Here is a 21,924-nt window from a genome sequence, read left to right as displayed (position 1 = left end):
CTAGACAAAAAAGACTGAAAGCCCAATGGAACTTCAGTCTCTCTTATTTAGCATCAGCCGATTTCAACTTCCTGACTTCTTTGCAACTCCCTAATCCATATGCGCAGCACACCAAGTTCCTCCCTCCTATGGAACTTAGCTAAAGAACTTATTCGAAATTCAGAAAATTCCGTCACAACTTAGACCATCTTATTTAGCGTTGTCTGGGCGTGATTTACGCTTGATATCAGCTAAAATGTTCTCTCTAAACTCTGCGATACTTTCCGTATGCGTTTGCTTGCTGCCATAACGTCGGACATTAACGGTACCGCTTTCCACTTCTTTATCACCAACAATGAGTTGGTAAGGTACTTTCTTAGTCTGACTTTGACGAATCTTATACTGCATTTTTTCATTACGGTCATCTACGTCAGCGCGAATACCATGGTCACGCAGTTCTTTAGCAACTTCCCAAGCATAGTCAATGTGAGCTTCGTTTGAGATTGGAATGACAGTTACTTGATGCGGAGCTAACCAAGTTGGAAAAGCTCCTTTATAGGTTTCAATAAGGTAAGCTGTGAAGCGTTCCATGGTTGAAACGATACCGCGGTGAATCATGACTGGTCGATGTTCTTCGCCATCAGCACCAATATAGGTTAATTCAAAGCGCTCTGGCAGCAAGAAGTCCAATTGAATCGTTGACAAAGTTTCATCATTGCCAAGAGCAGTCTTGACTTGGATATCCAATTTTGGTCCGTAAAAAGCTGCTTCGCCTTCTGCTTCGTAATAATCTAAGCCCATATCATCCATAGCAGCTTTCAGCATGGTCTGCGATTTTTCCCACATTTCATCGTCATCGAAATATTTATGGGTATCATTAGGGTCACGATAAGATAAACGGAAACTATAATCTGTTAAATTGAAGTCTTCATAGACATCAATAATTAATTGGAGGGTACGCTTAAACTCATCTTCCACTTGATCAAGAGCAACAAAAGTGTGACCATCATTTAGTGTCATTTCACGCACACGCTGAAGTCCCGATAAAGCACCTGATTTTTCATAACGGTGCATCATCCCAAGTTCCGCAATACGAATTGGCAATTCACGATAAGAATGCACATGATTCTTATAAACTTCAATGTGATGAGGACAGTTCATCGGACGCAAAACAAAGGATTCACCATCTCCCATGTCCATAGTTGGAAACATATCTTCACGGTAATGATCCCAGTGACCTGAGGTCTTGTAAAGGTCAACAGAGGCAATTGGTGGTGTGTAGACATGTTGATAGCCCGAAGCGACTTCCTTATCAGTGATGTAACGCTCAATGATGCGACGGATTGTTGCACCATCTGGTAGCCAGAACGGCAAACCTTGACCAACTTCTTGAGAAATCATGAAAAGATCTAATTCTTTACCTAATTTACGATGATCGCGTTCTTTAGCTTCTTCAAGGCGTTTGAGGTAAGTTTTGAGATCTTTCTTATCAAACCAAGCGGTACCATAAATACGCTGCATCATAGCATTGTTACTGTCACCGCGCCAGTAAGCACCAGCCACGTTAAGTAGATGAAAGACTTGGATACGGCCGGTTGACGGCACGTGCGGTCCGCGGCAGAGATCCACATATTCGCCCTGACGGTAGATGGTCAAACCGCCCTCATCTTCTGAGTGTTCTTCGATCAATTCGAGTTTGTAAGGGTCATTTTTGAAAATTTCGCGTGCCTCATCCTTAGTGACTTCTTCACGGACTGATGGGAAGTTTTCTTTGACGATTTTCTTCATTTCCTCTTCAATACGAGGAAGATCTTCGTTGGAAATTTGCCCTGCTTCATTGTCCGTATCGTAGTAGAAACCATCTTGAATAGCTGGACCGACACCCAAGTGAATATCTGGGAAAAGACGGCAAGCTGCTTGCGCAAACAAGTGAGCTGCCGAGTGGCGCAAGATGTCTAAAGCATCTTCGTGGTCAGGTGTCACAATTTCAATGCTGCCATCTTGCGTGATAGCGCGTGTTGTATCAATAAGCTGACCGTTAAATTTACCAGCCAAAGCTTTCTTTGCAAGAGACTTGCTGATAGACTCAGCAATTTCAAACGTTGTTGCACCAGCTTCAAATTCGCGCACAGCGCCATCTGGGAAAGTAATCTTAATCATGTGTTTTCTCCTTTAATATCTATTTCATTTATATTGGATAATTTTAAGAGCCGAGCAATCTCTTCCGCAGTCTGCGTTTCTGATTGACTACCATCTGTCATGAGGCTAGAATAGCCTAATCTCATCGCTTCCTTACGAACCATTTGGGCAAAAAGAATGTCTCGCTGCATCCAGTTTTCAAAAGCTTGCTCAGGATTGGTTGTTCCCTCTAAGACATAAGAAACCCATTCTCTCTGCCTATAATGCTTTTTCTGAAAATCAGCTGTCGGAGTCAAGCATAGATAGGAAGACGCTGGCCATTCAAGCTCCTTTACCAAGTGAGGCAAAAGTCCTGCCCCCTCAACCAAGAGTGGTCTATCTTGATTTTTTATCAAGTAAGATTTTATATAAGGAAAAATCTCTTCATAAAAGCGCCATTCTTCATCTGCCATCTCTTCTGGATTTCTCATCCAGATTTGTTCCGGATTTCTGTCCTGTCTAAGAAGGCAAATCGGCTGTGAGTCTGCACTTGCTTGACTCATCATCTCGTCTACCAAATCATCCAGCTTGATATGAAGCAGCTGATACTGTCTAGCAAGAAGTGAAGCAATTGTTGACTTCCCACTACAAGGCGATCCGCCAATCATATAAATCACCATTCTCCCTCTTTCTGACAAAAGAAAAACGACATCCAAAAAGGACGTCGCAACGTGGTTCCACCTTCATTTATGCAAGTCAAAAGACTTACACCTCGAATCGGCTCTAACGTAGCCACCGTTTTATGTTTACATAAAAAATTAGGGAGTAGTATTAAATGATAGGCCTGCACTTTCTCAGCTGCCAAGTGCTCTCTTTAAGACCGAACACACCTAACTTGTCTCCAAAAATTATTATAGCAGGATTTGGGAATTTTTCAAGTCTGTTAATCAAGGAAATCTCTAATAGCATTAACCATACGCACAGGCGCTTTAATCACTTTAACGGAAGTTTTAGCGGTCTTTTTAAGAGCTGTTGCAGGCAGTTTAATGGTTGACTTGACAATTCTAATTGAAGTATCTGTTCGGTTTCCTTCGACTGCCAAGGACCATTTTTCCTTTTTCTTAGCCTTTTTGGAAATAATCATATCCAGATAAAATGCAAAAACTGATTTGCCAAAGGCTTCTGCTGAAATTTCATATAGTTTTTTCTGCCAGACCTTTTCCTGCTTAGCTGGAGTTGAAACGATAGCATTTAAAACAGCATCGGCTAAATCTGACTCTGTTTGATAAAGCGTTCCAAACATCTTATCTGTGATAAGATCATCTAAATAAGGATTGGACTGAGCGATAATCGGCTTACCACTAGCTAAGCTTTCTGCATAGGTCAGCCCTTGCGTCTCACTAGTTGACGCACTAATAAAGAAGTCAGCTGCCTTGTAATAAAGAGCTGTTTCATTATGACTCACCATTCCTGTAAAAATAACATTGTCCATGACGGCTAAATCTTGAGCCTGTTCTTTCAACTCTTCAAGATAGGGGCCATCTCCGACAATAAGCAACTTCACTTTAGGATTGTTAGATAAGATTTTTGGCATATTAGCAAGCAGAGCTTGAATATTTTTTTCATATGAAACCCTTGACAGACTCAATAAGACAGTTTCATCACTAGCAATAGCCCATTTTTCTCTAAGTTTGGCAATATCTTCTTGACTAATGTCTGGTCGCTCGTATTCTCTCAAGTCAATGCCTGTTGGAATAATTCGCTTGGGAATCTTGACAGAATAACCATCTAATAAATTTAAGGCAATACGGCTGGGACAAATAACCCCATCTAAATCATTGAGAAAACCACGAACAATATATTTTACCATACTTGGACGGATAAGCTTGCCATTAGCAATATAGCGAACATAATCTTCATACTGGGTATGGTAAGTATGAATAACAGGGATCCGTAAGGCCTTGCCAACCATTTTGCCCAATAGTCCCAGACTAAATTCTGTCTGCGTATGAATGATATCTAATTTATAAGTTTTAGCAATTTTATAAGATTCAAAGAGTCCCCGATAAACAATTCGACGATCGGTAAAAGAAATAAAAGGAACACTGGGTAAGCGAATAATGGTTGGATCTTCATAACGTTTAACATGTTTATCAGTCGTTGTAAAGATATAAACCTCGTGTCCTTGTTTTTCTAATTCTTCCTTTAGGGTTTTGATACTCGTTGCAACACCTGAAATCTGTGGTAAATAGGTGTCTGTAAAAAGACCTACACGCATCCTACCCCTCCATAACTTTTTGGTAGACTTGAGCCAAGTCATGAGCCACCTTATCAATATTACGACTTTGGGCGACTAAATAACCTGTCTCTGTCTTTTGACTGTGACCATCAAGAACCTTTTGAATAGCTTCTTCAAATCCTTCAACCGTTGTTGCAAACTCAACTGCTTCATCAGTTATCCAGCCTTTATAAACAGGAATGTCTCTTAAAATAACATGCTGATGACTAGCTAAGGCTTCTAAAACAACAATGCCTTCAGTTTCTTCAAGACTTGGAAAGAAGAAAGCATCAGCACCGCTCATTGCTCCTTCGAAAACATCGCCTTTTATATAACCTGCAAAAGTAACATTATCAGGATGCTTCTTAGCAACAATAGCTCTGACGTCATGGGGAATAACCCATTTATTCGTTTCGCCAAACCAAATAAAACGCACATGAGGCATTCTTTGGGCTACTTTAATAAAATCTTCAATTCCCTTGCGTTTAAAGTAAAGACCCGCACATACAACAACCTGCTCGTCACCAGTTAACTGAAAATGCTGACGAAAAGCGGCTTCCTTAGCCTGATCAGGAACATAGCGCGCTAAATCAATACCATTTGAGACAACATAGATAGGGTTGGTAATCCCATATCCTGCAATGAGCCGTTTTGAATAAGGTGTTGGTGTGATAATAGCATCAGCTTCTTTATAAAAGCGGCAAAGGTATTTTTTAAAAAATGGAGCAATCCAATTAGAACCAACAAAAGAATTCCTAAAATCTTCTTCGGTTGAATGACCGTGCATAATAACTTTTTTCCCAGCCTTCTTAGCACGTTTCATTAAGCGCCAGCTTTTCAGACCATAAGTATTAATATGAACCAAATCGTAATCATCTTCAGGATTGGTTGTGTAATCAATTCCTGCCAAAGTCAAGGCGCGTTCTTGATGTTTGATGGCACGACCAATACCTGATTTTCTCAAGTAATGCTCCGCCTCCAAATACAATAAAACTTTCATGCTTTTAATTATATCACTAAATCATTTGAGATGCCACCTAGTACTGTCAAGAGCAGAATAGACTCAAACATGCCATAAGTCATCCTAAATCTCCTGAGCAAGTTTCCTATCAATGAGCATCTTTATTAACCCAAGCTGACAAGGAAGCTTCTTGAACTGGAAAATCACCCCAGCCTTGATCATCTAAAATCACTTCTTCTGTACAATTATTAAGATAATCAACAAAAACCTTATTCCGATTAAATTCTCCCATATTCATACGTTTGCAATTGGCTTCCCCATTAGACATGATAACAGCTACACCATCAGGGTGCTCTTCATCTCCCAGACAAGTCCAGCCAATACAATTGGCATAGTCAAAATAATCTTCTTGCGGTCCATAAACATGGTATTGCCTGATATAAAGCAGTTTATCTAAAACAGTCTGGAAAGATTCCTGAGCAAATTCACCCGAAATACCATAGTAATCACCGTAAAAGACACAAGGAATCCCCTCTTGACGCAACAAAATCAAACCATAAGCTAAAGGTTTAAACCACTCTGCAACCGTTGACTCTAAAGCCTGCCCTCTTTGGGAATCATGATTATCAACAAAAGTAACAGCAAAATCAGGATGGCTTTTCATCAGACTATCGTCTAAAATCGTTGACAAATCAAAATCAGAACCTTTTTGACCAGCCTCAAAGAGACTCATGTGCAGCATAACATCAATCAGGTCAAATTGCAAGTCAACACTATGAAGATAATCGGTAATATCGAAATGACTGTCTTTCCAGTACTCACCAAAAACATAAAGGTCTGCTTTAAGATGCTCACGAATATAACGAATAAATTGTGCCATAAAAGTCTTATCAATATGTTTAATAGCATCTAAACGAAAACCACCGACACCACTTGTTTCCAAAAACCAAGCAACCCAATCTCGCAAGTGCTCCTGTACTTCAGGATGTTTAAAATCAATATCATCATACATCAGGTAATCATAATTACCATTTTCCTGATCAATATTTTCCTGACTGGCCCAACCCTTGTTATCACCTAGGATCATGTAGATACCATTTTCATTATGAAGAGCGTCATAATCAACGCCAGTGAAATGGTACCAATGCCATTTGAAATCGCTGTAGTTATCCTGTCGGCCCGGAAAGTTAAACTGGGTCCAACCTTCAATCTCATAAGGTTCAGAAATCTTTTCTTGACGGTTGCTGGGATTGACTTTAACCACTTGAAATCTTTCTTTGGCATCACCATTGGCCTTGTGATTAAGGACAATATCGGAAATAGGCATGATTTCCTGCTCCTTCAGAGCATTCACAGCATTGAGATAATCTTCCCTGCTGCCATACTTGGTCCTGACAGTTCCATTTTGATTAAATTCACCCAGATCATAAAGATCATAAACGCCATAGCCAACATCATTGGAACCCGTTCCTTTAAAAGCCGGTGGCATCCAAACTTTGCTAATCCCAATATTCTTAAGATGACTGGCATCTTCAGCTAAATGCTGCCAATGCTTACCATCGTTTGGCAAATACCATTCAAAATACTGCATCATTGTTTCATTTGTCATGATTGCTCCCTTTTATGAAAAGAGTCCAGAATATAAACTTCTAGACTCCTTGACTGTGCTGTAAAACAGACTATATCTGATAATTTATAACATAACCATCTCACTGGATTAGCTCATCAGTAAAATGGTTTTAAAGAAACTTCTGTCCTATTTAGTTGTTCCTCTTTCTCTGATACCATGATTAAGAACAATTTCTTTTTCTTCCAATTCTTCCTTGTTCATAATCTTTGTTAACATGCGCATAGCAACTGCTCCTAAATCATAAATCGGCTGACTGATAGATGTCATATTAGGACGAGTATAAAGCGCAATAGTAGAATCATTACTCGTGATAATTTCAAAGTCTTCTGGGACTTTCTTACCAGCAGCAAACAAACCATTTAACAGCCCAGCAGCCAACTCATCCTCAGTAACATAAGCAGCTGTTGCGCCTGAATTAATGACACGCTGCGCTAACTGATATCCTTCTTGATACTTATATTGAGCTTCAAAAACAAGTCCTTCTTTGAAAGGCAATCCTTTCTTTTTCAGGCCTTCTTTATAACCAGCCAGACGTACCTTGCCATTGATATCATCAATAAGGGGACCCGATACAAAAGCAATCTTATCATGATGTTTGGCCAATAAAGCTACGGCATCTTGTGCTGCCTTACTATGATCAATATTAACACTGGGGAGTTGATGCTCCAGATCTACAGTACCTGATAAAACAACCGGTGTCCGTGCTCGTGAAAATTCAGCGCGAATTTTTTCAGTTAAATGATGTCCCATAAAAATAATACCATCAACCTGTTTAGCAAATAAAGTATTGATAACATTGACTTCCTTATCGTCATCTTCATCACTTGAAGCCAGTACAATATTATATTTATACATGGTTGCAATGTCATCAATTCCCTTAGCTAAAATAGAAAAATAAGCATTAGCAATGTTAGGGATAACCACACCTACCGTAGTCGTTTTCTTACTTGCCAAACCACGCGCCACAGCATTTGGCCGATAATCAAGACGGTCAATGACTTCTAGGACTTTTTTGCGGGTATTCTCTTTAACATTTTTATTTCCATTCACAACACGGCTGACAGTTGCCATGGACACTCCCGCTTCACGGGCAACATCATAAATAGTGATTGTGTCATCTGTGTTCATCTTGTATCATCCTTTCTGTTTTGAAAATTACGCTTCCATTGGTATTCTAACACTATTTGAAAACACTTTCAAGTAAAAGAGTGCAAGTTTTATGAAAAACTTAGAATTAGCTTGATTTTTTTGATCTTTTTTGGAAAAATAGAAAGGAAAGAAGGTTTTAATATGTCAAAATTAGCACAGATTGTTCAAAAACTCAAAAAGCAAGGTATCGAAGTTGCTGTCCTTTCAGATCCTGTCTCCATTAATTATTTAACAGGTTTTTATAGTGATCCGCATGAACGCCTTATGTTCCTCTTCCTCTTTGCAGATCAAGAACCTCTGCTTTTTTTACCTGAACTTGATGCTTTAAGAGCAAAAAGTATATTAGATATTTCGGTGACTGGCTATCTTGATTTTGAAAATCCTTGGGAAAAAATTAAGACCTTATTGCCTAAAACGAATTATTCTAAAATTGCCTTGGAATTTGACAACTTAAATGTAACGAAATTTAAGGGACTTGAAACAATTTTTTCAGGTCAATTCACCAACTTAACTCCTTTAATCAATCGTATGCGCCTGATTAAATCAGCTGACGAAATTCAAAAATTATTAATCGCTGGAGAGCTTGCAGACAAGGCTGTTCAAATTGGTTTTGATAGTATTTCCCTTAATGCCACAGAAACAGATATTATCGCTCAGATTGAATTTGAAATGAAAAAACTAGGCGTTGATAAAATGAGTTTTGAAACGATGGTATTAACAGGCAGTAACGCTGCCAATCCTCACGGCCTTCCAGCAAGTCACAAAATCGAAAACAATCATTTGCTGCTCTTTGATTTAGGTGTTGAAAGTACAGGCTATGTCAGTGATATGACACGAACTGTTGCTGTTGGCCAACCTGACCAGTTTAAAAAGGATATTTATAATATTTGCTTAGAAGCCCAATTAACAGCACTTGACTTCATCAAACCGGGAGTGAGTGCTGCTCAAGTGGATGCCGCAGCTCGTTCTGTTATCGAAAAGGCTGGCTATGGTGACTATTTCAACCATCGTCTCGGGCACGGCATCGGTATGGGACTGCATGAATTCCCATCTATTATGGCGGGAAATGATATGCTCCTAGAAGAAGGCATGTGTTTCTCTGTTGAGCCCGGCATTTACATTCCTGAAAAAGTTGGTGTTCGTATTGAAGATTGCGGTCATGTCACCAAAAATGGTTTTGAAGTCTTTACCCAAACGCCAAAAGAACTACTTTATTTCTAAGTTATGCTCAAAAGAAAAAGAAAATGATAAAAAAAGCCTATCCTCTTAGTGCTTTATTTAGCACCGAGAGGATAGGCTTTTTTTAAATAATTAAATTAAATGGAAATGAGTGCCATTATTTTCTTTTCATTTCAACAAATAGAATCAGACTGTTAATCGCAAAAAGAGTTATAGCAGCTAAAAGAACATAACCAACATAATAAGAAAACGTCATGGGACTAAAGATTGCGACAACAGCAATACTTCCTAAGAAAGGGACAATCTGATCTGCAAACAAAAAGACCCACCTAGCATTTCCACTCGCTAATTGTCCTGGCGAAACGTTAAAGCGTCGTTTAATGAAACTATTGGGTAATTCACATAAAACATAAGCACTTCCCATTAGAAATCCTATAAACAGATTGAAAAAAATATCATTGTGATAACTTTTCACTAATGAAAAAGTGAGCAAATGCGGAATGATTCCTAAGATGAATCCCCAAATAACCTGACAAAAAGTCGTCAAGGTAATCATGCCCCAAAAACCCTTCCAAGTTTTATTGGCTCCCAAAATACGCTTCCCATCAGACATTGTAAAACCACCATCAATAGGCTGATAAGTCCAAGCTAAAATATCAGATTTGCAGAAAAAACGATTGGCAACCCCAGCCAAAAAAACAGGCATGACAGTCACATACATCATCACAATAGTCTTCAAAGGGCTTCTCCTCTTTTAATATAAGCTTATTATAGCACATTCTTTTAGAAGTAGTACAAGATGAGATACTGACAAAACAAAGAAATTAGACAAAGACTTCCTCATTGTCCCCAATGGTTGAAAAGACTATTCTTTAATCTCACGCCCATTTAATTTTTGAATAGGTCGATTGTTGTTGAATCCAAGCGTTTTCGAGAATTTTTTCACTTGAGCCTTGCTGATATTTTCTTGCTTTTTAAAGACAATCCAATTAACCCCTTCTGTACAAGGCGGTGTCGTCAAAGAACCCTCAAAATTATAGTAATCCAAATCTTTAGGGAATAATTGACTGATAGCAACAGGTTGAGATAGGTTCTTTTTTGTCTCTGCCTTTTGAGGCATTTTCTTCCAAACTTGCTTTAAGGTTTTATTTTCTTTTCCATACTGATAGAGAATAGATATGACAGTGATTTTCTTATCTTTTGTTGTGTAAACAAAATGACCTTCCAAAGGGTAGGTTTTCCCATCAATTTGATTTTCACTTGGCGCATGAAAATGGAATTGTTCAAGTGTATAAGTTTTCCCATTAAATTTCAGCGTATTTTTCTTATTTTTTAACTTAACTTCGATGGTATGACCATTATTTTCTACTTCAGCCTTGGAATTTTTACTGTTTAATTGTAGGGAAGGTAGGTCAACATCTTTGGCACCAGTGATATTGATTGGTGACTGTTCCTTACCATCTTTAGCAGCCTTATAATCATCTGATAAATCTCCCCAATGTTCAGGTGATGTGCTGCCTGAATAACTCCAATGTGCTTCGCGATCCTGCGAATCTCCTTTTAATGTCAAGAATGTGCTTATGCAAAATACCGCTACAACCACAAGGACAGTAAGATAAATAAATTTCTTTTTCATTTTTTCCCCTTTTCTATTTTCCAATGACTGACCTTCTTATCCTAAGAGAAAGTCAGCTAGCTTTTAGGTTGACTTAATGCCAACTTGCCGTATTTTACTCCTATTTCAATACAATGTCAAGAATATTCAGAATTTTTTTGTCTTGAATTAGCTTGATTAACTTATCTTCTCTTATTTTAAAGCAAAAAAAGCACCTCAAGATGGGATTTTACCATCCAACGAGATGCCTTTGAAAGTTTCTTATGATTAAATAAGATAGCAATCTTTAAGCAATTGCTGAAGCTTCCCGTTCTTCTTTGACTAGTTTTCTATCATAATTTCTAATGAATGGATAATAGACAAGAAAAGCAGCTACAGCACAAATTAGAGCTAAAATGACAGATTTCCAATCTCCTGTACCAATAAAAGCACCAATACCAACCGGTGTTGGCCATGGAACATTGGCAAAAACTGCCTTAATCAAATCTAGTTTCATTGCTAAATAATAAAGGGTTGCAGAAGTCATTGGTGCTAAAATAAATGGAATAGCAAGTGCTGGGTTATAGATAATTGGAATACCAAAAATTAAAGGTTCATTAATATTGAAAATAGCTGGTACAACAGATGCCTTACCAATAGCATTCAATTGTTCAGACTTAGAACGAGTTGCTAACCAAATACAAAGTCCAAGAGTTGCACCAGATCCACCAGCGATAACAAACATATTGGACCATTCACCTGCAACAATATAATGAGCTCCCTTAGCATTTTCTGCCATATTAGCAAGAGCAATTGGATTAACAAAAGCAAAGATAATATTAGCGCCATGAATCCCAACAATCCAAAGTGCTTGGGTTAGAAGATAAATAATCATAATACCAATCCATGTTCCAGTTAAGTTTCTAACAAAACTAAATGGAATAGAGATGGCTTCAAAAATATCAGTTCCTAGAAAAATAAAGATACCATCAATAAATATAACAACAAATGCAATGACAAAACCAGGGATTAAAGCTGAAAAACCTCGAGAGACCCCTTCTGGTACCGCTTCTGGCATTTTTATTACCCAATTGCGTTTTATACATAGACGATAAAGAAGAACTGTTAATATTCCCATGATAATAGCAGTAAAAATCCCTGTTGTGCCAAATCGAGTAACACCATTACTCATTGCCCAGCCATCTACAGTAACTGCTCCTTTTTTAAGAGTTGTCACAGATGACATGGAACCATTATTAAAAACAATTTGTGGAACAGTCATGATAAAAGCGAATAATGACAGCAGAGCTCCGTTTAGAGGATTCATATTTAGTTCCTCTTCTTCTGCATAAATTTTGGTTAACTCATAACCCATAGTTAGAACAAAGTAAAGCGACAAGGAACCCATAGTTGCATAATTAATAATCATATATAAGGCAGTAAACTTATCAAAGGAAGCTGCAAAAATATCTTTGACAATAGGCAAGAAAGAAAACGATATCGGTAAAACACTAAAAACCAAAACCATTGAACCAACAATGGTAAAAGGAACAACAGCCATACCCGCTGCTGTAATAGCGCGTACAACTTTATATTGAGCAATAATGCTCATCGGTCCCATCAAATATTTATCTAGGAAACCAAATAATCCTTTTTGTTCATCCATTAAATTTGTCCTCCATTAAATATACTTTTCAATATGGTTGTAAAAACGATTATAAAATTTGTCTTCATTATTCTTGATTTGTTTGATACGTTTAAGATTATACCAGCAAATAAACAAACCCAAAAATTGAAATACAGCAAGAAATACATGTGCTGCCATATTATTTGAAAAGAAAGGAATAGCCACTGATAATTGTTGAGGAAAAATGTTGATGATTAATAATAAAATTTGAACAACTATTTGAGTCTTGAAAACCCGTTCAGTATTTCTCAAATAAACTTCTTGAAGGCTATATAGTTTAAATTGTTCAGCACAAGCTAAAACAATTAGTATTAACAAACTCACTGGCAAAATAACATAGACACTTGGCTTATAAATGAGAGGAAATGTCCAATAAAGATTGACAAAGAAAAATAGAGCCAAACTATATCTAAAAAGCAGATAACGAGAAAATAAATTATTTTTTAAGGTCGTCTTTCGTTTCAATTCTTGATCAAGAGCTTTTTTGTTTTTTTACTTAATTGATGACACATTTACCAAATTCCTTTCTAATCAACTTTTTTTATACAATTCCAACATTTCAATAGCTACTTCGCGAAGTGTCATGGTTGTCATTAAATGATCTTGCGCATGAACCATGATGATTTCAATTTTAATTTCCGTTCCGCTAGCGTACTCTTGCAGTAGATCAGTCTGTGCTTGATGAGCTTTGAGCAGTTCATCATTCGCTTCCTGAAGCTTCTGTTCAGCTAGAATGTAATTTTTTTCACGCATTGCATCAAATGCTTCATGGACAATTGAGCGCGCATTGCCAGAATTTAAAATAATTTCAAATGCGGCAACTTGTAATTCTTCTGTATTCATCAACCTTTTTCCTTTTCTTCTAGTTTTAAAAATAACTTTTTAAATTGTTCAAATGATTGACAAGTCAGCATCTTTTGCTGAATATCTGGTCGATCAACCAAAGTTGCAATGCAAGAAGCTAATTCGGGTAAACCATCATTGTCATAAATAGACATTGATGTTAAAAAGACCAGTTTCATTTTGGGATAATCCTGATTCCAAAACAGACCATCTTTTATCATGGCTACTGCTATGTGATGTCTGTTGCCTACTGCTTTTATCGGATGCGGTACAGCAATAGTATCGCTGAAAACCACCGAGCTCATTGCCTCACGCTGATAAATTAATTCTTCCATCTTGTCAGCAAAATGACTCTTTTCCCCTTTTGAAATACTAAGAATCATCTTTTTTAGCACTTCTTCTTTACTAACATCTGACAGTTGCAAAAAAGCATCTTTTGAAAAATAATGATCAAAATCAGATGATAAATCAGCAGGAGAAACTCCAACAGGCGCTAACTCCGTTGGGGAAGCTTCTATATGGGCAATACCATGTCTAATTCGACTTAATTCCTCTTCTGTCAAGAAAACCGAAACTGTGAAAACAGGAATATTAAATATCAGATTAGAGAGGTCAATAGAAGAAATAATGAAATCAATATCTTTCAGCTTATCATCATTGATATCATAGTAACCAATAACATCCGTGATATGAACCAGATTTCCCAGTTCATTTTCAATTCGGTTTTTCAGCATTTGAGCACTACCATAGCCAGTAGCACAAATGACCAAAATATTATGCTTATTCTTTTCTTTGAGCCTTTCTGTAGCTGCCATAAAATGCAGAGCAATATAGGCAATTTCATCTGCAGAGAAAGAAAAAGGACTGAAAATCGGCATGCTGTGCATTAACTTTTGGGCTAATTGATATTTCACCTGATAATTCTTTTGAATTTCTGCTGTTAAAGGATTTTCTAAATTAATCTGACCTTCCAAACGAATAAGCATGGTTGAAAGATGTGCCAGCAGGCCTTCAATAAATTGAAAATCATTTTTCAAACAGGGCTCAAGCTGCTCAATAGCCATGACGAGCTCTTTACGGATCTGCTCAAAATTGTCATTTGAAATGTAATGAGCATTATTATAGCTTTTTGAAATGAGATGCAGGGTGATATAATCAACCTCTTCTATTGGAAATTCAATCTGCGTTGCCAGCGTCACCCGTTTAAGAATTTTTCTGGCCACTTCTCTTTCGGGCATATTGCTCAACTCCGTTTTATCTGAAATTTTGGCAATATGAAAGCCTTCCGTTATCCTTCTAATCGCTAAAGCAATGTGAATAACCAAATTTTGAATCACAAAATCTGAAAGCTTTAGATGACCTTCACGGCACTCATCAAGAACAATAATGGTTAATTCTTCAAAAGAAATTTTCTGATTTAGCAGCTCATTGTCAATATAAGTCTGCATCGTATTAATAAAACCAGAATGAATGAAATAGTCCATGATAAAGCGTCTTTTGTCACGTTCAGTTCCTGTCACAAAAACACCTTTATTGGCCTTGCTTTCAATCTTTAAATGATAAGGAACAAAGCGTTTCCTTATTTTTTTAAAATCATTTGATAAAGTAGAACGGCTGACAAAGAGTTCATCCGCCAAGTCATCAAAATAGATTTCATTTTGCTCAAATAGCAGCTTATTTAGCAAATAATTGTAACGGTCATTAATATCAATGACCTTCTTATAGGTTAATAAGTGATCATTGATATGATTGTCTTCAAGAAAATGAAGATACTTTTCTCTGTCCTTAATATTGAACTGATAGCCTTGACCTTGTTTAGAAATGATATCAACACCAGAATAGTCCTTTAATTTCTCAGACAACAATTTGCAGTAAGTCCTAATCGTCCTGTCTGAACAATTTAACTGTTCTGCTAATGCCTTACTGGTGATAAATTGTCCCTCATCCTTAATCAAAAGTTGGATAATTTGCGTCTCTTTTTTATGTAACACCCCATAACCTCCATTTTGACATCTAGGACACCGTGACCTTATCTCTAGATATTTTCTTTAACCAACTTAGCCATTTTTTCAATACCCATTGGGATTGGAACGTAGGCTTGTGGTGGAATTTGAACAATAGGTTTATCTTTCTTAGCAGCTGCATCAGCCAACTGTTTAAAATTCATTTTTGTTTGAGGGCTAACAAGGTAGAGGTCATAGTTGTCTGCTTCAATGCGTTTTTGCCCTTCTGGAACACCCACTGCATCCATTTCAATGTCTTCACCTTGTTCTTGAAGAAGGGCCATCGTCTTTTTAGCAATCATTGATGATGACATGCCGCCTGCGCAAATAATTAAAGCTTGTTTTGCCATAATATTCTAATCTCCTTTATTTTCTTATATACCCATTATAAAAAAGCGCTTACAAAATGTAAACGCACAGTTTTTCCGTATTGAAAACGGAAAGTCCTTACACAGCCTCTTTATTTTCCGCTGTAACAATAAAAGAGAAGCTGGAAAACATGTCAACTTCTCTTTAGTTATGCTATTTTTGACTTATCATTTGCTGATAAACTTTTTTAGTTTCAGTTGCTTTTATTAATCTTAAATGTCATCTCCATTTGAAGCAATGACTTCTTTATACCAATTGAATGATAATTTTGGTGAACGTTTGAGGGTTCCCTTGCCTTCATCGTCCTTATCAACATAAATAAAACCGTAGCGCTTGCGCATTTCACCTGTTCCTGCTGAAACCAGATCAATACATCCCCAAGGTGTATAGCCCATGAGCTCAACGCCATCTTCATCAACAGCCTTAATCATCTCCTTGATATGAGCACCCAGATAATCAATCCGATAATCGTCGTGAACCATGCCATCAGCTTCAACTTGATCAATGGCTCCAAAGCCATTCTCAACAATGAAAAGCGGTAAATGATACATGTCAGTAAACCAATTGAGAGCATAACGCAAACCTTGAGGATCTATTTGCCAATCCCAGTCAGAAGCCTTTACATAAGGATTTTTAACTAAATCTTCTGTTTCTAGATAATCATAGTAAGGATTATTTTCACGGTGAGCATCAATGACAAAGGACATGTAATATGAAAAGCCGATGTAATCTACCGTTCCTTCAAGCAAATCCTTCTTATCTTGCTCAGTAAAATCAACCTTAATAGCCTTGCGTTCCCAATACTTGAAAATATGTTCTGGATAAAAACCATGGACATGAACATCCGCAAAGTAATAACGCTTTTGCATAGCTTTTTGAGCCATGAGGATATCTTTAGGGTTACAGGTTGCTGGATAAATTGGACACATGGCAACCATGCACCCAATATTGAGATTGGGATTAATCGCATGACCAATTTTAACGGCACGCGCAGAAGCCACCAGTTCATAATGAGCAGCTTGGTACATAATCGCTTCGCGGTCATCTCCCTCTTTGTAAACAATCCCCGAATTAGTAAAAGGTGCAAAATCTTCTTGGTAATTGGCTTGGTTATTGATTTCGTTGAAAGTCATCCAATACTTAACCTTATCCTTATAACGACGAAAGCAAACTTCAGCAAAACGAACAAAGAAATCAATTACTTTTCGGTTAGTAAAGCCACCGTATTCGGTAACAAGGTGATAAGGCAATTCAAAATGCGATAGGGTCACAACGGGTTCAATACCATATTTCAGACATTCATCAAAAAGGTCATCATAAAATTGCAGACCTGCTTCATTAGGCTCTGCTTCATCTCCCTTAGGAAAAATCCGTGTCCAAGCGATGGAAGTCCGAAAACATTTGAAGCCCATTTCGGCAAACAATTTGACATCTTCTTTATAGTGATGATAAAAGTCAATGGCTTCATGGTTAGGATAATACTTACCTTCTAGAACACCGGCTGTGATTTCACGCGCAACACCGTGCCGACCAGCAGTCATGACATCAGCAACAGAAATTCCCTTGCCTCCTTCTTGCCAACCGCCTTCTAGCTGATGGGCAGCAACCGCACCGCCCCAGAGAAAATTTTCAGGTAATTTAGACATACTTCTACCTCCTTTTTCCTATTTTCATTTTAGCAAACAATTTCAAAATTAAAATAGAAAAAATTTCCTTAAAGACTAAGGAAATTCTCATCTTAGGGCAGCCTGAGCATCTTACCAATTGAAATCCAGCCGTAAATAATTTAATCTCAGCTGCGAGCTACGGTACTGGCAGGCCCTTTAAAAGACTTGGTTCTTTCCATTCCCTGCCAAGCTTCTGCAGCTCTTTAAGGACAATCAAAATCAACCTCTATAAAAGCTAGAATTGGCATCTTATTCCTCTTTTTTGAAAAATTATGGTATGATAAATTTATCAAAATAAGGAGTGATTGACTATGACTAAAGAAGATATTAAAAAACAAGTCCGTCAGGCTTTTGATCATCGTGTGGCCGTACGTGTTTATAATGATCAAAAAATTCCCAAAGAAGACATGGACTTCATTCTTGACTGTGCTTGGCTCAGTCCTTCTTCTGTCGGACTTGAACCTTGGCGTTTTATCGTTTTGGAAAATGAAGCGGTCAAAAAGCAGCTCAAAGAAATTGCCTGGGGAGCTCAATATCAGCTAGAAACTGCTAGCCATTTTGTGCTCGCCATTGCTAGAAAGGATGTTCGCTACGATTCTGAAAATATTCGTCAGAGTTTAATCCGTCGCGGTTTAAAGGACAAAGAAACCTTGGAAGCCCGCCTCAAACTCTATCAAACTTTCCAAGAAAACGATTTGGCGCTAACCAATGAACGTTCCCTTTTTGATTGGGCAGCCAAGCAAACTTACATTGCCATGGGCAATATGATGACTGCTGCCAGCATGATTGACATTGATTCTTGCCCAATTGAAGGCTTTCATTATGCTAAAGCCAATCTTATCTTAGCTCAGGCAGGGCTCATTGATCCTGAAAAAGAAGGAATCGCTAATATGATTTCTTTTGGTTATCGCTTGCGTGATCCCAAACATCCTCGCAGCCGCAAACCGCGCCAAGAAGTTATCTCCTGGTCAGATTAAAGCTCTGCTATTAACAAAAAAGAAAGGAAATTCCAATGAAATTTTTACATACCTGTATCCGTGTTAAGGACTTAGACGCTTCGCTTAAATTTTATCAAGAGGCACTAGGCTTCAAAGAAGTTCGCCGCAATGATTTTCCTGAATACAAATTTACTCTGCTTTATCTGCAACTAGAAGACGACCCCGACTATGAGTTAGAATTAACTTACAATTACGATCACGAAGCTTATGACCTTGGCAATGGCTATGGTCATATCGCTGTCGGTGTTGATGACCTTGAAGCGACTCATCAAGCGCATCAAAAAGCCGGCTACACTGTGACAGACCTTTCAGGTCTGCCCGGCAAGCCAAAGATGTACTACTTCATCACAGACCCCGATGGCTATAAGATCGAAGTTATCCGTCTCAAACAATTTCAGGAAAAATAAAGCCATTTAACTATAGAAAGAGCCAGACAAAAATGTTTGGCTCTTTTTTATATTTATCTCCCATTAAACTGCTTCATTTGCCGTTTAATGTCGCGATCTTGTTCGCGGCGCTTTATGGTTTCACGTTTGTCGTAATCATGTTTTCCTTTGGCAAGCCCGATGAGAACCTTAGCAAAGCCGTTTTTGAGATAAACCTTAAGAGGAACTAAGGTCATCCCTGTCCCTTTGAGTTCATTGTCCAATTTTGCAATTTCTCTCTTTTTAAGGAGGAGCTTACGGGTACGATCAGGATCCTGATTCCAGATATTACCCTGTTCATAAGGTGTAATATGGACATTATTTAGCCAAACCTCACCATTTTTAACCTGAGCGAAACCATCTTTGAGAGTAATTCTTGCCGCACGAACACTCTTAATCTCAGTTCCTGTCAGCACGATGCCTGCTTCATAAGTTTCTAGAATCTCATAGTCATGTCTGGCTTTTTTATTTTGAGCGACGACGTTTCCTTGGGCCTTTACCATGCTTGCCTCCCTTCTTTACTGCCTCCTTATAAAAAGGCTTCTTTTTCTTCTTTTGTGAAAGAGCTGATTGTTTGCTACGCTTATTAGCCTTCGTTTTGCTGTCGCCACTGCGACGTGAACGGCGCGACTTCTCTTTTTTCGATCGAGAGAGCTTTTCAATGACATCAAAATCACTTGAAAGATAGGCAAAATCAATATCCCCTGTTTCCTTATCTGCCTTAAGCACTTTTACTTTGATGGATTGACCAACTCGGAAAACCTTACCAGATTTCTCACCGTGCAAACTTAAAGTGCGTTCATTAAACTGATAAAATTCTGGTAGGGTCGTCATATGAATGAGACCTTCAATGGTATTAGGCATCTCTACAAAAAGACCAAATTTGACAACACTGGAGACAACACCAGTGAATTCTTGCCCCACATATTCTTCCATATATTCTGCTTTTTTCATGGCCTCAACAACACGCTCAGCATCAATGGCACGACGTTCCAAACTGCTGGTTTGACTCGCAATTTCAGGAATAATTTGTGCAAAATGCTCCACTTTTTCAGAATTCGCTTTATCGTATTCACGCACCAAGCGATGCACCAAAAGGTCTGGGTAACGGCGGATTGGACTGGTAAAATGCGTATAGTATTGCGCTGCCAAACCATAATGACCATGATTATACTCAGAATAACGCGCCTGCTGCATGGAGCGCAGTAACATCATGGAAAGAACTTCACTGCCCGGCTGCCCTTCAATTTTTTTCATAAAATCTTGCAGAGCTGTCTGACTGATTTTGCTGGCTGTTCCCTGAATACTGACACCAAAAATGCTCGCATAGTCCATAAATTTCTGTAACTTTTCAGCCTTAGGTTCTTCATGGATTCGGTAGATAAAAGGAAGATTTTTCTTAGCAAAATGCTCAGCCACGCATTCATTGGCTGCCAGCATGAAAGACTCAATCATTCGCTCAGCTAAACCACGCTGGCGTAGCACGATGTCCATAGGAAAGCCTTTATCATTAACCAAAATTTTAGCTTCTGAGGTATCAAAATTAAGGGCTCCACGTCTCTCACGCATTTTTTCTAAAATCTTGTGCAAGGTCACCATATAGTGAATAGACGGTACAATCTTATCGTATTGCTCTGTCAATTCTTTGTCCCCTGCAATAATAGCATTGACATCACTGTAAGTCATACGAAAACTAGTATTGATAACAGTTTGAGTAATCTGATAATGGAGCACACGACCGTGTTTATCAATTTCCATAATAGCAGACTGCGTCAGACGGTCAAGATTAGGATTGAGGGAACAAATACCATTAGACAAACGTTCAGGTAGCATAGGAACCACACGGTCAGTCACATACACACTGGTTCCTCTAGCTAGGGCTTCACCATCCAAAGCTGAGCCTTCCTTAACATAATAAGAAACATCGGCAATATGAACACCGAGTTCAAAATTGCCATTATCTAATAATTTGATATGAACCGCATCATCCAAATCTTTAGCATCCGCCCCATCAATGGTAAAAGTAATCTCTTTGCGTAAATCTACTCGACCGATCAGATCTTTCTCACTGGGAGCATCCGGAACGGACTGGGCTTCTTTTAAAACAGCGTCAGGAAATTCAGACACGATATCCATGGATTCCAAAACTTCCAAGACATCTATTCCGACATCGTCCTGATGACCAATCACATCCTCAACGCTGGCCACAAAATAATCATAACGCCGTGTTGGATACTTTTCAATTGCTACCTTAATAATCTCAGTCCCATCTAAAACAATGGGTTCTTTTTTAATATAAATCTTTTGTGTAATTTTTTGATTTTTACTCTTAATATAGCCAATATAAGGGGGCTTTTCATCATCCAAAACAAAACGGCCGACAACTGTTTTTAAACTGTGTTCAACAATCTTAACAACACGCGCCTCTGCTGCCGTTCCTTTAAGGCGATTAGCAACTTTTTTAATCGCTACCTCTACCGTATCACCATCAACTGCATGACCAACATCATTACGGCCGATAAAAAGATCTTCTTCTGCTTCGTCGATACTGACAAAGCCAAAACCGGCCTTATTAGCACGAAAAATACCTGTAACAGTAACTTGGTCTTTCTTTTCTTTCTTCTTTCTAAGTGAGATTGTGCCATCTTGCTCAAAGCGCAATTTACCCTTACTTTCGAGCTTGGAAATCTCCTTGATAAGAGAAGGAAATTTTTGAGCACCAGCCATATCTAAACTGCTGGCTAAATCATCAACACTTGATTTTCCCTTCTCTTCTAAATAAGTAATAATTTTTTCTTTCATTTCAATTCTTTCTTTAATATTTTAAAAAAAGAGAGGAAGAAAACCTAAAAATATTATTAAGGTTCCCATCACTCTCTTATTTTAGGTGGTAACCTTGGTATACTCCCACCTTCTGCAAATTTGTTCGCTTTAATGTTCAGTGGACTAAAAAACAAGCATAATCGGAACAGCCTACTTCAAATTACTCAAACATCTGTATCCAGTCTTTTTCCATTATAGTTTTTCAATTGCCTTTAGTACTA

General features: G+C 38.0%; 19 protein-coding genes and 2 pseudogenes. 3 read left to right on the top strand and 18 right to left on the bottom strand.

The window, feature by feature from the left end; genetic code table 11:
* Positions 1-189: 189 nt before the first annotated feature.
* From thrS to ccpA, 7 genes are all read right to left on the bottom strand, one after another.
* The gene (thrS, locus tag FNL60_RS03060; protein WP_002280309.1) at positions 190-2,139 is read right to left on the bottom strand and encodes a threonine--tRNA ligase; all 1,950 of its coding nucleotides are present in this window, start codon (positions 2,137-2,139) and stop codon (positions 190-192) included.
* Positions 2,136-2,777 carry an adenylate kinase family protein gene (locus tag FNL60_RS03055; RefSeq protein WP_002268572.1) on the bottom strand — a complete coding sequence of 214 codons (642 nt, stop codon included), beginning with the start codon at positions 2,775-2,777 and terminating at the stop codon, positions 2,136-2,138. The genes thrS and FNL60_RS03055 overlap by 4 nt, the downstream gene beginning before the upstream one ends.
* Entirely contained in the window at positions 2,771-2,962 is a 192-nt protein-coding gene (locus tag FNL60_RS03050; protein ID WP_002266172.1) for a hypothetical protein, read from the bottom strand. Before FNL60_RS03050 ends, FNL60_RS03055 begins: the two co-directional genes overlap by 7 nt.
* A 78-nt stretch (positions 2,963-3,040) precedes the next feature.
* Complete coding sequence (locus FNL60_RS03045; protein WP_002269198.1) at positions 3,041-4,375, bottom strand: glycosyltransferase family 4 protein; 1,335 nt, start codon at positions 4,373-4,375, stop codon at positions 3,041-3,043.
* A gap of 1 nt (position 4,376) precedes the next feature.
* Positions 4,377-5,375 (bottom strand): LTA glycolipid anchor biosynthesis glycosyltransferase, IagA/BgsA family, encoded by a 999-nt coding sequence (locus tag FNL60_RS03040; protein ID WP_002278505.1) that lies wholly within the window; start codon positions 5,373-5,375, stop codon positions 4,377-4,379.
* 109 nt (positions 5,376-5,484) lie between these two features.
* The gene (locus FNL60_RS03035) at positions 5,485-6,945 is read right to left on the bottom strand and encodes an alpha-amylase (protein ID WP_002278506.1); all 1,461 of its coding nucleotides are present in this window, start codon (positions 6,943-6,945) and stop codon (positions 5,485-5,487) included.
* A gap of 147 nt (positions 6,946-7,092) precedes the next feature.
* On the bottom strand, positions 7,093-8,094 hold the full coding sequence (gene ccpA, locus FNL60_RS03030; RefSeq protein WP_002266631.1) for a catabolite control protein A: 1,002 nt from the start codon (positions 8,092-8,094) through the stop codon (positions 7,093-7,095).
* A gap of 162 nt (positions 8,095-8,256) precedes the next feature.
* Here ccpA and FNL60_RS03025 point away from each other — a divergent pair, with 162 nt between their 5' ends.
* Positions 8,257-9,336, top strand: coding sequence for a M24 family metallopeptidase (locus FNL60_RS03025; RefSeq protein WP_002280310.1), 1,080 nt, complete (start codon positions 8,257-8,259; stop codon positions 9,334-9,336).
* 115 nt (positions 9,337-9,451) lie between these two features.
* Here the strand turns inward: FNL60_RS03025 and FNL60_RS03020 are convergent, their stop codons facing one another.
* The 9 genes and pseudogenes from FNL60_RS03020 to FNL60_RS02980 form a co-directional block, all read right to left on the bottom strand.
* On the bottom strand, positions 9,452-10,033 hold the full coding sequence (locus tag FNL60_RS03020) for a CDP-archaeol synthase (RefSeq protein WP_002262795.1): 582 nt from the start codon (positions 10,031-10,033) through the stop codon (positions 9,452-9,454).
* A 126-nt stretch (positions 10,034-10,159) separates the two neighbouring features.
* Positions 10,160-10,930 (bottom strand): carbonic anhydrase, encoded by a 771-nt coding sequence (locus FNL60_RS03015; RefSeq protein ID WP_002268260.1) that lies wholly within the window; start codon positions 10,928-10,930, stop codon positions 10,160-10,162.
* A 265-nt stretch (positions 10,931-11,195) separates the two neighbouring features.
* Positions 11,196-12,554 (bottom strand): PTS cellobiose transporter subunit IIC, encoded by a 1,359-nt coding sequence (celB, locus tag FNL60_RS03010; RefSeq protein ID WP_002262793.1) that lies wholly within the window; start codon positions 12,552-12,554, stop codon positions 11,196-11,198.
* A 15-nt stretch (positions 12,555-12,569) separates the two neighbouring features.
* Positions 12,570-13,087, bottom strand: a pseudogene (locus tag FNL60_RS03005) (hypothetical protein).
* 19 nt (positions 13,088-13,106) lie between these two features.
* Positions 13,107-13,418, bottom strand: a complete 312-nt coding sequence (locus tag FNL60_RS03000; protein WP_002262791.1) for a PTS cellobiose transporter subunit IIA — start codon at positions 13,416-13,418, stop codon at positions 13,107-13,109.
* Positions 13,418-15,409 (bottom strand): BglG family transcription antiterminator, encoded by a 1,992-nt coding sequence (locus FNL60_RS02995; RefSeq protein ID WP_002262790.1) that lies wholly within the window; start codon positions 15,407-15,409, stop codon positions 13,418-13,420. Before FNL60_RS02995 ends, FNL60_RS03000 begins: the two co-directional genes overlap by 1 nt.
* A 44-nt stretch (positions 15,410-15,453) precedes the next feature.
* Entirely contained in the window at positions 15,454-15,771 is a 318-nt protein-coding gene (locus FNL60_RS02990; RefSeq protein WP_002262789.1) for a PTS cellobiose transporter subunit IIB, read from the bottom strand.
* Between the two features lie 231 nt (positions 15,772-16,002).
* Positions 16,003-17,436: a 6-phospho-beta-glucosidase gene (locus tag FNL60_RS02985; protein WP_002280312.1), complete on the bottom strand. Its 1,434-nt coding sequence runs from the start codon at positions 17,434-17,436 to the stop codon at positions 16,003-16,005.
* A gap of 4 nt (positions 17,437-17,440) precedes the next feature.
* Positions 17,441-17,674, bottom strand: a pseudogene (locus FNL60_RS02980) (carbonic anhydrase precursor).
* A gap of 94 nt (positions 17,675-17,768) precedes the next feature.
* Here FNL60_RS02980 and FNL60_RS02975 point away from each other — a divergent pair.
* Positions 17,769-18,434, top strand: coding sequence for an NAD(P)H-dependent oxidoreductase (locus FNL60_RS02975; RefSeq protein ID WP_002280313.1), 666 nt, complete (start codon positions 17,769-17,771; stop codon positions 18,432-18,434).
* Between the two features lie 35 nt (positions 18,435-18,469).
* Positions 18,470-18,862 (top strand): lactoylglutathione lyase, encoded by a 393-nt coding sequence (gene gloA, locus FNL60_RS02970; protein ID WP_002280314.1) that lies wholly within the window; start codon positions 18,470-18,472, stop codon positions 18,860-18,862.
* Between the two features lie 53 nt (positions 18,863-18,915).
* Here gloA and smpB read toward each other — a convergent pair whose 3' ends face one another.
* Positions 18,916-19,383 carry an SsrA-binding protein SmpB gene (gene smpB, locus FNL60_RS02965; protein WP_002273676.1) on the bottom strand — a complete coding sequence of 156 codons (468 nt, stop codon included), beginning with the start codon at positions 19,381-19,383 and terminating at the stop codon, positions 18,916-18,918.
* On the bottom strand, positions 19,346-21,682 hold the full coding sequence (rnr, locus tag FNL60_RS02960) for a ribonuclease R (protein ID WP_002280315.1): 2,337 nt from the start codon (positions 21,680-21,682) through the stop codon (positions 19,346-19,348). Before rnr ends, smpB begins: the two co-directional genes overlap by 38 nt.
* Positions 21,683-21,924 lie beyond the last annotated feature (242 nt).

This window comes from Streptococcus mutans (genome assembly GCF_006739205.1).
Classification (GTDB): domain Bacteria; phylum Bacillota; class Bacilli; order Lactobacillales; family Streptococcaceae; genus Streptococcus; species Streptococcus mutans.
Note: the sequence above shows the minus strand (reverse complement) of the source record. Positions and strands in the feature narration are given on the sequence as shown.